5 protein-coding genes, 2 tRNA genes, 3 rRNA genes and 1 pseudogene are annotated in these 12,003 nt (G+C 45.9%); 7 read left to right on the plus strand and 4 right to left on the minus strand.

Translation table 11 applies throughout. The features are described 5' to 3' along the window. Positions 1–1,002, plus strand: coding sequence for a ribose operon transcriptional repressor RbsR (rbsR, locus tag QS795_RS00255; RefSeq protein WP_418055360.1), 1,002 nt, complete (start codon positions 1–3; stop codon positions 1,000–1,002). Here the strand turns inward: rbsR and mdtD are convergent. Continuing rightward, positions 999–2,405, minus strand: coding sequence for a multidrug transporter subunit MdtD (mdtD, locus tag QS795_RS00260; protein WP_154603247.1), 1,407 nt, complete (start codon positions 2,403–2,405; stop codon positions 999–1,001). The two genes, rbsR and mdtD, sit on opposite strands and share 4 nt — an antisense overlap. Before the next feature lie 45 nt (positions 2,406–2,450). Beyond that, positions 2,451–3,143 (minus strand): annotated as a pseudogene (locus QS795_RS00265) (FadR/GntR family transcriptional regulator). 529 nt (positions 3,144–3,672) lie between these two features. Here QS795_RS00265 and QS795_RS00270 point away from each other — a divergent pair. The 6 genes from QS795_RS00270 (at position 3,673) to QS795_RS00295 (ending at position 9,939) form a co-directional block, all read left to right on the plus strand. Further along, a 16S ribosomal RNA gene (locus QS795_RS00270) occupies positions 3,673–5,213 on the plus strand. Between the two features lie 65 nt (positions 5,214–5,278). Continuing rightward, positions 5,279–5,355 (plus strand) — tRNA-Ile (locus QS795_RS00275). Positions 5,356–5,488: 133 nt separating this feature from the next. Continuing rightward, a tRNA-Ala gene (locus QS795_RS00280) sits at positions 5,489–5,564 on the plus strand. Positions 5,565–5,898: 334 nt separating this feature from the next. Beyond that, positions 5,899–8,804: ribosomal RNA gene (locus QS795_RS00285) — 23S ribosomal RNA — on the plus strand. A 141-nt stretch (positions 8,805–8,945) separates the two neighbouring features. Next, positions 8,946–9,061 (plus strand): 5S ribosomal RNA (gene rrf, locus QS795_RS00290). Together the 16S, 23S and 5S rRNA genes with 2 tRNA genes alongside form the textbook arrangement of a ribosomal RNA operon. A gap of 449 nt (positions 9,062–9,510) precedes the next feature. After that, positions 9,511–9,939 carry a hypothetical protein gene (locus QS795_RS00295; protein ID WP_154627279.1) on the plus strand — a complete coding sequence of 143 codons (429 nt, stop codon included), beginning with the start codon at positions 9,511–9,513 and terminating at the stop codon, positions 9,937–9,939. Positions 9,940–9,997: 58 nt separating this feature from the next. On the opposite strand, the gene actP is transcribed toward QS795_RS00295, so the two are convergent. Both actP and QS795_RS00305 read right to left on the minus strand, forming a co-directional pair. Beyond that, positions 9,998–11,647 (minus strand): cation/acetate symporter ActP, encoded by a 1,650-nt coding sequence (actP, locus tag QS795_RS00300; RefSeq protein WP_154602125.1) that lies wholly within the window; start codon positions 11,645–11,647, stop codon positions 9,998–10,000. Then, positions 11,644–11,955 carry a DUF485 domain-containing protein gene (locus QS795_RS00305; protein ID WP_318626705.1) on the minus strand — a complete coding sequence of 104 codons (312 nt, stop codon included), beginning with the start codon at positions 11,953–11,955 and terminating at the stop codon, positions 11,644–11,646. The genes actP and QS795_RS00305 overlap by 4 nt, the downstream gene beginning before the upstream one ends. Positions 11,956–12,003 lie beyond the last annotated feature (48 nt).

The following is a 12,003-nucleotide window of genomic DNA, read 5'->3' on the forward strand; positions in this document are numbered from 1 at the left end:
GTGGCAACAATGAAAGATGTTGCTCGCCTTGCTGGCGTGTCAACATCCACCGTCTCCCATGTTATCAATCAAAATCGCTATGTTAGCGAAAGCGTTACTTCACGGGTAAAAAGTGCCATCGAACAACTCAACTATGCGCCATCGGCCTTAGCGAGAAGTTTGAAGATGAACCGCACCAATACCATTGGAATGTTACTGACCGCCAGTAACAACCCGTTTTATGCGGAAGTCGTGCGTGGTGTAGAACGTAGTTGCTACGAATTGGGTTACAGTTTGATCCTGTGCAACACCGAAGGGGATTTCAAGCGAATGGATCATAGCTTAGAAACCCTTTTGCAAAAACGCGTCGATGGGCTTCTTATTATGTGCACTGAAGCGCAAGGCCCATCCAAAGCCGTATTTTCCCGTTATCCATCTGTTCCGACGGTGATGATGGACTGGTCTCCGTTTGAATCAGCCGGAGATATTATTCAGGATAACTCGTTCCTCGGCGGTGAAATTGCCACGCGTCATTTAATTGATGCGGGGTTTACTCGAATTGCCTGCATTGCTGGCCCTCAAGATAAATCCCCAGCACAAGCGCGTTATCAAGGTTTCCTTCAAGCCATGAAGGCTGCATCCCTCAATATCCACGAAGAATATATTATCTTTAGTGATTTTGAGTTTTCAGGTGGATTTGATTCGATGAATAAACTTTTGGCGCTACCAAATCCCCCTGATGCCATTTTTGCGGGGAATGATGCAATGGCGGTCGGTGCTTACCAAGCGATTTACCAAAAAGGCATGAAAGTGCCTGACGATATTTCCATTATTGGTTATGACGATATTGCACTCTCTTCTTATATGATCCCACCACTCACCACTGTTCATCAGCCAAAGGATGAACTTGGTCAGCAAGCGGTTAACCAACTTATTTATCGAATGGATAACCCAGATGCGGAACCCTCTGTTTTAGTTTTAACGCCAAAACTGGTGGAACGCCAATCAGTGAGGAAACGCTAATTCTGCGTTTTTTCGGATTTTTTGCCTTTAATTAAATTATCGCCATCGGTTTTACTGAGTAATAGAAACACAAAGGCAGAAAGTAACGTGATAGCTCCGATAGTAATAAAGGTGTAATGGAAGTTATCCACGACATTACTGTTTGGTTGGTTATCAAAAAAGCTCAAAATGGTGGCGCTCACCGCGATCCCAAAGCTAATCGAAAGTTGCTGAGTTACTGCTAGCATACTGTTGCCGGCGCTAGCATTATTATCCGTTAAATCCGCTAGGCAAATGGTATTCATAGCCGTGAATTGCGTAGACATCACCATTCCTAAAACAAACAACGGAACGATAAGCAGGTAAATCGACATATCTGGAGATTGCAGCGAAAACTGCGAGACCATCAACCCAATAATCACCGTGACAGTAAATAGTGTATTACGGTATCCAAATCGGGTTAGAATTCTTGTAACTGCGGATTTTGCCGTAATCGAGCCAATGGCCAGTGGAGCCATCATCATCCCCGCGACAACGGCTTCATAACCAAATCCCACTTGCAGCATCAATGGCATTAAGAATGGAATGCTTCCAGTACCTAATCGAGTGGCGATGTTACCGCTAATACCGATGGAGAAGGTTCTCGTCTTAAATAAGTTAAGCGGAATAATGGCGTGCTTAATGCGCCTTGCGTGGAGTATATAAAGAAGAAGACAAAGAAAACCGCCCAGAACAATAGCCAAAGGAACATAGCTCGACAGTGATTTATCGCCAAACAGATCCAAACTGACGGAAAGCATGACCAAGCCAAATCCAAATAAAAGAAAGCCAAGGGTATCAAATTTACGTTTTGGCATTTTAAAATCAGGCATATGCTTTAATGCATACACAATCCCAAGTACACCAATAGGGATATTAATAATGAATATCCAATGCCATGTGGCATAGGTGACGAGAATACCACCCAACAGAGGCCCTAAGATGGGGCCGACTAATCCAGGGATAGTGACAAAATTCAATATAGGCAGAAGTTCACTTCGCGGATACGCCCGAATTAATGCAAGTCGTGCCACTGGCATCATCATCGCCCCGCCAATTCCTTGGATAACGCGAGAAATAACTAGCACTGTTAATGAAGGGGAAAGCGCGCAGAGCAATGACCCTAATGAAAACAGAGAAACCGCAATAATAAAGATACGTCGAGTACCAAACCTATCGGCAAACCAACCACTCACCGGAATTAACAGTGCAACTGTTAGGGTATAGCTCACCACGGCAGATTGCATCGCTAATGGAGAGTGATGCAAACTTTTGGCGATATCGGGCAGTGCCGTATTCAATATCGTGGCATCTAACGCTTGCATAAAGAAAGCCATCGCGGCAATCCATGGCAAACCCGACATATTTTTAGCAGTTTTAAACATCCGTTACCTATCGATAAATTTGGTGAGCGAATTCGTTCTGTTAGCTTATTTGTTCATTGTCGTTAATAAGGTATAGCAGAGATCGTAAGCTTCACGGCTATTGCCATTAATAATAGCATCGGCAAGTTGTTGATGAAGTTCCACTTCAATCGCATCATTTTCTGTTATTGCATCAAAATAAAGCTGATACACCGACCTAAACAGATTCGCGAATGAAATTAAAAAAGGATTACAGCACGCCCGATAGATAGTGAGATGAAAACGAAAATCAATTTTTATCCAGTGAGGCCTATCGAACTCTTTTTCTAAGGTTACCATTTCATTTGATAGTAATTGTAGAGACTGTTTTTGTTCTTCTGTGGCATTCAGTGCAGCGAGATAGCAAGCTTGAGGCTCAATGGCGAGACGAACAACTTAAAAGTGTTTAATCACCACCGACTTTTCTTCGCTGTTAATCCACCAATTTAATAAGTCTTGGTCGAGAAAGTTCCAATTTGATGCGGGCATGACTCGTGTACCAATTCGAGGGCGAGCTAAAACCATGCCTTTTGCTGCTAATGTTTTAATCGCTTCTCTTATGGCGGTTCGGCTGGCATTAAATTGCTTTGATAATTCTAATTCGCTGGGAAGAATAGCGTCAGATAAGTAGGTGCCTTTTAATATGAGCTGTCCAAGACTTCGCGCAATAATAAAAGAGAGGTTTTTTTGTGAGGCATTTTGTTGTTTGCTCAATTCCATAATTCATCTCATACAGATACTAATCAATGATATGTTACGTGAGTAAATCAATTATTGCTGCTGAAATAGTCAAAAAACAGTAGTAATTTACGCTATTAAGCCATATTTGGCTAAAAAAAGCGCGAACGAAATAAATATGTAAAAAAACACTTGCGAGATTTTTGGAGCTCCCTATAATGCGCATCCGTTGTCACGACAAACCGGCTCGAAGAAAACCTCGAAGCCCCGTGATAACAGAGGTGAAGAAAGAAAATAGTTGAAAATAATCGCTTGACTTTCTAAATAAAAAACGTAGTATACGACACCTCGCGACAACGACCTAAAGTCGATAATCAAAAGATTAAGTCGCACCGCTCTTTAACAATTTATCAGACAATCTGTGTGGGCACTCACAGGACACTATCAAAAAAATATTTGATTTTAAGTCTTGAAGAGTGACTAACACGTTAATTCATATATATGAACTAATAGGTAATTTGGTTTCTTCGGAAATCAAACGACAGTAACATTCTTTGAGCATCAAGCTTTTTAATTGAAGAGTTTGATCATGGCTCAGATTGAACGCTGGCGGCAGGCCTAACACATGCAAGTCGAGCGGTAACAGGGGAAGCTTGCTTCTCGCTGACGAGCGGCGGACGGGTGAGTAATGTATGGGGATCTGCCCGATAGAGGGGGATAACTACTGGAAACGGTAGCTAATACCGCATAATCTCTTAGGAGCAAAGCAGGGGAACTTCGGTCCTTGCGCTATCGGATGAACCCATATGGGATTAGCTAGTTGGTGAGGTAATGGCTCACCAAGGCGACGATCCCTAGCTGGTCTGAGAGGATGATCAGCCACACTGGGACTGAGACACGGCCCAGACTCCTACGGGAGGCAGCAGTGGGGAATATTGCACAATGGGCGCAAGCCTGATGCAGCCATGCCGCGTGTATGAAGAAGGCCTTAGGGTTGTAAAGTACTTTCAGTTGGGAGGAAGGCGTTGATGCTAATATCATCAACGATTGACGTTACCAACAGAAGAAGCACCGGCTAACTCCGTGCCAGCAGCCGCGGTAATACGGAGGGTGCAAGCGTTAATCGGAATTACTGGGCGTAAAGCGCACGCAGGCGGTTGATTAAGTTAGATGTGAAATCCCCGGGCTTAACCTGGGAATGGCATCTAAGACTGGTCAGCTAGAGTCTTGTAGAGGGGGGTAGAATTCCATGTGTAGCGGTGAAATGCGTAGAGATGTGGAGGAATACCGGTGGCGAAGGCGGCCCCCTGGACAAAGACTGACGCTCAGGTGCGAAAGCGTGGGGAGCAAACAGGATTAGATACCCTGGTAGTCCACGCTGTAAACGATGTCGATTTGGAGGTTGTTCCCTTGAGGAGTGGCTTCCGGAGCTAACGCGTTAAATCGACCGCCTGGGGAGTACGGCCGCAAGGTTAAAACTCAAATGAATTGACGGGGGCCCGCACAAGCGGTGGAGCATGTGGTTTAATTCGATGCAACGCGAAGAACCTTACCTACTCTTGACATCCAGAGAATTTAGCAGAGATGCTTTAGTGCCTTCGGGAACTCTGAGACAGGTGCTGCATGGCTGTCGTCAGCTCGTGTTGTGAAATGTTGGGTTAAGTCCCGCAACGAGCGCAACCCTTATCCTTTGTTGCCAGCACGTGATGGTGGGAACTCAAAGGAGACTGCCGGTGATAAACCGGAGGAAGGTGGGGATGACGTCAAGTCATCATGGCCCTTACGAGTAGGGCTACACACGTGCTACAATGGCGTATACAAAGAGAAGCGACCTCGCGAGAGCAAGCGGAACTCATAAAGTACGTCGTAGTCCGGATTGGAGTCTGCAACTCGACTCCATGAAGTCGGAATCGCTAGTAATCGTAGATCAGAATGCTACGGTGAATACGTTCCCGGGCCTTGTACACACCGCCCGTCACACCATGGGAGTGGGTTGCAAAAGAAGTAGGTAGCTTAACCTTCGGGAGGGCGCTTACCACTTTGTGATTCATGACTGGGGTGAAGTCGTAACAAGGTAACCGTAGGGGAACCTGCGGTTGGATCACCTCCTTACCATTGAAGTGTACTTGTGAAGTGCTCACACAGATTGTCTGATGAAATAGAGTAACGGTATCGATAGGCTTGTAGCTCAGGTGGTTAGAGCGCACCCCTGATAAGGGTGAGGTCGGTGGTTCAAGTCCACTCAGGCCTACCAAAATCGAATTGATGCTTCGTTATAACTCAGCTCGTTTACCTGACGTAAACGTCGCCAAGTTATGCCTTGCCTAAATTCGATTTAACTCAAAATTCTTTCTTAGTGAGAGAATCGATACTGGAATTACCTTTATGGGGCTATAGCTCAGCTGGGAGAGCGCCTGCCTTGCACGCAGGAGGTCAGCGGTTCGATCCCGCTTAGCTCCACCATAAACTTTCTGATTATTCAGAATAGATTAGAAATAGTCTATTGCGAATAATTATGCTCTTTAACAATCTGGAATAAGCTGAAAATTGAAAACAACGCACATTGTTTATCGCTTAAACAATGTGAGAGTCTCTCAAAAATCTCAACTTGAACGTGTTTTTCAAACACACAAGCAAGTGGCATGAGCGAGCAGTGTGAAATTCAAGGCGGACAGCGTGCAGCAAGCGCAGCGTACATGAGTACGTGAGCATTGCGAACCCTGCCCAACGAAGAACTTCACCACGCACAGCCATGACGTTTCGTGTCGTCTGATGAAAAGACACCTTCGGGTTGTGAGGTTAAGCGACTAAGCGTACACGGTGGATGCCTAGGCAATCAGAGGCGATGAAGGACGTGCTAATCTGCGATAAGCGTCGGTAAGGTGATATGAACCGTTATAACCGACGATTTCCGAATGGGGAAACCCAGTGCAATTCGTTGCACTATCGTTTGATGAATACATAGTCAAACGAGGCGAACCGAGGGAACTGAAACATCTCAGTACCTCGAGGAAAAGAAATCAACCGAGATTCCCCTAGTAGCGGCGAGCGAACGGGGAGCAGCCCAGAGTCTTAATCAGCATTAGCATCAGGAGAACGGTCTGGAAAGGCCGGCAGTAAAGGGTGATAGCCCCGTATCCGAAGGTGTTAGTGTTGTGAACTCGACGAGTAGGGCGGGACACGTGTTATCCTGTCTGAATATGGGGGGACCATCCTCCAAGGCTAAATACTCCTGATTGACCGATAGTGAACCAGTACCGTGAGGGAAAGGCGAAAAGAACCCCGGCGAGGGGAGTGAAATAGAACCTGAAACCGTGTACGTACAAGCAGTGGGAGCACCCTTGTGGTGTGACTGCGTACCTTTTGTATAATGGGTCAGCGACTTATATTCTGTAGCAAGGTTAACCGTATAGGGGAGCCGTAGGGAAACCGAGTCTTAACTGGGCGAATGAGTTGCAGGGTATAGACCCGAAACCCGGTGATCTAGCCATGGGCAGGTTGAAGGTTGGGTAACACTAACTGGAGGACCGAACCGACTAATGTTGAAAAATTAGCGGATGACTTGTGGCTGGGGGTGAAAGGCCAATCAAACCGGGAGATAGCTGGTTCTCCCCGAAAGCTATTTAGGTAGCGCCTCGTGAACTCATCTTCGGGGGTAGAGCACTGTTTCGACTAGGGGGTCATCCCGACTTACCAACTCGATGCAAACTACGAATACCGAAGAATGTTATCACGGGAGACACACGGCGGGTGCTAACGTTCGTCGTGAAGAGGGAAACAACCCAGACCGCCAGCTAAGGTCCCAAAGTCATAGTTAAGTGGGAAACGAAGTGGGAAGGCTCAGACAGCCAGGATGTTGGCTTAGAAGCAGCCATCATTTAAAGAAAGCGTAATAGCTCACTGGTCGAGTCGGCCTGCGCGGAAGATGTAACGGGGCTAAACTATGCACCGAAGCTGCGGCAGCGATATGTAAATATTGTTGGGTAGGGGAGCGTTCTGTAAGCCTGTGAAGGTGTGCTGTGAGGCATGCTGGAGGTATCAGAAGTGCGAATGCTGACATAAGTAACGATAATGCGGGTGAAAAACCCGCACGCCGGAAGACCAAGGGTTCCTGTCCAACGTTAATCGGGGCAGGGTGAGTCGACCCCTAAGGCGAGGCAGAAATGCGTAGTCGATGGGAAACGGGTTAATATTCCCGTACTGGTGATAATTGCGATGGGGGGACGGAGAAGGTTAGGCTGGCCGGGCGACGGTTGTCCCGGTTTAAGGATGTAGGCAGGTGAATTAGGCAAATCCGGTTCACTATATGCTGAGGTCTGATGACGAGTCACTACGGTGGCGAAGTAGCTCATACCCCGCTTCCAGGAAAAGCCTCTAAGCTCTAGATTATCATTAATCGTACCCCAAACCGACACAGGTGGTCAGGTAGAGAATACTCAGGCGCTTGAGAGAACTCGGGTGAAGGAACTAGGCAAAATGGTGCCGTAACTTCGGGAGAAGGCACGCTGGCATTAGGTGAAGTGATTTACTCATGGAGCTGAAGCCAGTCGCAGATACCAGCTGGCTGCAACTGTTTATTAAAAACACAGCACTGTGCAAACACGAAAGTGGACGTATACGGTGTGACGCCTGCCCGGTGCTGGAAGGTTAATTGATGGGGTTATCCGTAAGGAGAAGCTCTTGATCGAAGCCCCAGTAAACGGCGGCCGTAACTATAACGGTCCTAAGGTAGCGAAATTCCTTGTCGGGTAAGTTCCGACCTGCACGAATGGCGTAATGATGGCCAGGCTGTCTCCACCCGAGACTCAGTGAAATTGAACTCGCTGTGAAGATGCAGTGTACCCGCGGCAAGACGGAAAGACCCCGTGAACCTTTACTATAGCTTGACACTGAACATTGAGCCTTGATGTGTAGGATAGGTGGGAGGCTTTGAAGCGTGGACGCCAGTCTGCGTGGAGCCAACCTTGAAATACCACCCTTTAATGTTTGATGTTCTAACGTAGCCCCATTATCTGGGGTGCGGACAGTGTCTGGTGGGTAGTTTGACTGGGGCGGTCTCCTCCCAAAGAGTAACGGAGGAGCACGAAGGTTGGCTAAGCATGGTCGGACATCATGCGGTTAGTGCAAAGGCATAAGCCAGCTTGACTGCGAGAGTGACGGCTCGAGCAGGTACGAAAGTAGGTCTTAGTGATCCGGTGGTTCTGTATGGAAGGGCCATCGCTCAACGGATAAAAGGTACTCCGGGGATAACAGGCTGATACCGCCCAAGAGTTCATATCGACGGCGGTGTTTGGCACCTCGATGTCGGCTCATCACATCCTGGGGCTGAAGTAGGTCCCAAGGGTACGGCTGTTCGCCGTTTAAAGTGGTACGCGAGCTGGGTTTAGAACGTCGTGAGACAGTTCGGTCCCTATCTGCCGTGGGCGTTGGAAGATTGAAAGGGGCTGCTCCTAGTACGAGAGGACCGGAGTGGACGCACCACTGGTGTTCGGGTTGTCATGCCAATGGCATTGCCCGGTAGCTAAGTGCGGAAGAGATAACCGCTGAAAGCATCTAAGCGGGAAACTTGCCTTGAGATGAGTCTTCCCTGACTCTTTAAGGGTCCTAAAGGAACGTTTAAGACTAAGACGTTGATAGGTTGGGTGTGTAAGCGTAGCGATACGTTGAGCTAACCAATACTAATGAACCGTGAGGCTTAACCTGACAACACCGAAGGTGTTTTCGAGATGAGAGATTAAAGTTGATTCAATGAAGTGGGACGCCGAGAGGTGGACACGACAGCTTGTTCAGGATTGATATTCTGGTTTAGTGGATTAGAGACTAAACGGGAATAAACAGAATTTGTCTGGCGGCAATAGCGCGGTGGTCCCACCTGACCCCATGCCGAACTCAGAAGTGAAACGCCGTAGCGCCGATGGTAGTGTGGGGTCTCCCCATGTGAGAGTAGGGAACTGCCAGACATTAAATTAGCCGAGAAGCCACCCATTGGGTGGCTTTTTTGCGTTTGGGTACTGAAAATTGCAGAAAGTCCCTATACTGGGTTATTCTTACTCAAAGAATACCTCCATCTGATGATCAGCGTTGCAGTGATCCAACGAAAAGTCGTTATCCTAGCTATAAAAAACCAGCCATAAAAACCACCATTCTCATGATTGATTAAAATTAATAATCTCTCATAGAAATTAATTGATTATCATTTAAGCATCTAACACATTATTCCTTCTCTAGTTTTTATTCGATAACCTCCTATAGCTGGCCTAATGTAAAATATAATAGGTAAATATTGTTAAATTGATGTTTAATTCCATTATTCATATACTATTAAAAATGGTTATTTTTAATCAATTAAGATGTTGAATTGTTAAATTTAGCTGAAAGAAGATGAGCATTCATCAAATAGGTGAGTTATATGAATAAAATGAAAAGTCACAATAGCCAGATTTTTGAGCAGATTATTTCTGTGAATAAACAGCAAGAGAATGAATTTAATAATGGGCAAGATGGCGCCATTATCCTTTCACTGCTAGTCATGTTTTTTGTACCTTTCTCTTTACTCGTGATGGTGAAAAATCATCTTGGGTTAGAGAATAACGCCATGGCGATTGTCTCAGTGGTTGTTCTTAGTATTGGAATTGCGGCTGGTTTATATAAAAGCTTTAGAATCGGGACGAAGTTTGTTGATAAACGCCCTATGTTGGAACAGCTACTTTCACGTTATACCCCTAAAGATAAAGCGGAGTATCAAAAGTTACTCGCTGAAAAGCAAAGTAACCCTCAAGGTTTTTACACTTCAGTAGAAGATTGGCTAGCAATAGAAAAACGATCTTACGCCAATTAATTCTAAGGATTAAAAAAAGCGACTCATTTGGGTCGCTTTTTTGTTTCTATCGATGAATTTAGTGAGATTTGCCTTGCTCAATCCCTAAGCCAATTTGTGAGCGTACAAACTGCTCTTTAAAGCGAGCTCTTTCCATTTTGCCTCTCTCTGAATTATCGGTGACTGAGAATAGCCATGATGCAGTAAATGCGACAATCAATGAGAAGAATGCAGGGTATTCATAAGGGTAAATTGGTTTTTCATGATGCAGAATAGTCACCCAGATTGTTGGACCTAAGATCATGAGTACGACAGCGGTTATCAAGCCTAACCAACCACCTGCAAGCGCTCCCCGAGTGGTTAACTTGCTCCAATACATTGATAGCAAGATAATTGGGAAGTTACAGCTTGCCGCGATAGAGAAGGCCAAGCCCACCATGAAGGCAATATTTTGTTTCTCGAACAAAATCCCTAACCCAATCGCTACAAAACCGAGGATCACCACGGTAATTTTTGATACGCGCAATTCATCGCGCTCATCGGCTTTACCATTTTTAATCGCCATCGCATACAGGTCGTGGGAAACCGCAGACGCACCCGCCAACGTTAAACCAGCAACAACCGCGAGGATAGTGGCGAAAGCAACCGCAGAGATAAACCCAAGGAAGAAGTTTCCACCGACGGCATCAGCGAGGTGTACCGCTGCCATGTTGGTTCCACCGATTAGAGCGCCAGCGGCATCTTTAAAGTCAGGATTTGAGCTAACCAGAACGATAGCCCCGAAACCGATGATAAATGTCAGAATGTAGAAGTAACCGATGAACCCAGTCGCGTAAAACACGCTCTTACGGGCTTCTTTCGCGTCACTAACGGTGAAGAAGCGCATAATGATGTGAGGTAAACCTGCCGTACCGAACATTAAGGCTAACCCAAGAGACAAGGCGGATATTGGGTCAGAAACCAGTCCTCCAGGGCTCATAATGGCGATACCATTTTTATGTACTTCAACGGCTTCTTTAAATAACGTATTGAAGTTGAAGCCGACATGTTTCATGACCATAACAGCCATGAAGGTTGCCCCTGCAAGTAACAAAATGGCTTTGATGATCTGTACCCATGTGGTTGCGAGCATCCCGCCGAATAGCACATACAGAACCATCAATATCCCAACAATCACGACGGCAATGTGGTAGTTAAGCCCAAATAACAGCTCAATCAGTTTTCCTGCTCCAACCATCTGAGCGATTAGGTACAGTGCCACAACCACCAATGAACCCATTGCAGACAGAATGCGGATAGGTCTTTGTTGTAATCGATATGACGCAACATCCGCGAAAGTATAGCGACCTAAATTTCGTAAGCGCTCGGCAATTAAGAACAGAATAATTGGCCAGCCAATTAAGAAACCGATGGAGTAGATAAGTCCATCATATCCCGAAGTATAAACCAATGCGGAGATCCCTAAGAATGAAGCGGCAGACATAAAGTCACCCGCAATTGCCATTCCGTTTTGGAAACCTGTAATTTTTCCGCCGGCAGTATAGTAGTCAGAGCGAGATCGCGTTCTCTTTGAAGCCCAGTAAGTGATATAGAGTGTAAAGCCCACAAACAGCAAGAACATCACTATGGCTTGAACATTGACAGGTTGACGTTCAACATTGCCTGTCAGGGCATCAGCGAGCGCCATTGACGAGGTAAAAAACAGAATAAGTGAGAGCAAGACTTTCATTTTTCTACCTCTTTTAAGATTTCGGCGGTTAAGCGGTCAAATTCGCTGTTAGCTCGGATGACATATAAACCCGTTAAGATAAACGAGATCACAATCAGCCCAACGCCCACAGGAATACCGCGGGTGATGTAGGAACCTTCAGTGATTGGGGTACCTAACCAGCTTGGATCAAACGCGATAAGAAAGATAAAACCAACATACAGAACTAACGTTATTGCAGATAACAACCATGAAAAGCGACTACGTTTTCTCACTAATTCTTGAAAGAGAGGGTTCACCTCGACCTTTTCGTAAGCAGTAGCATTCATCAGAGTTCTCCTCTGTTATTGTATTATTGGCATACTCTGATAGCTCAA

Source organism: Providencia zhijiangensis, from assembly GCF_030315915.2.
GTDB classification, from domain to species: domain Bacteria; phylum Pseudomonadota; class Gammaproteobacteria; order Enterobacterales; family Enterobacteriaceae; genus Providencia; species Providencia zhijiangensis.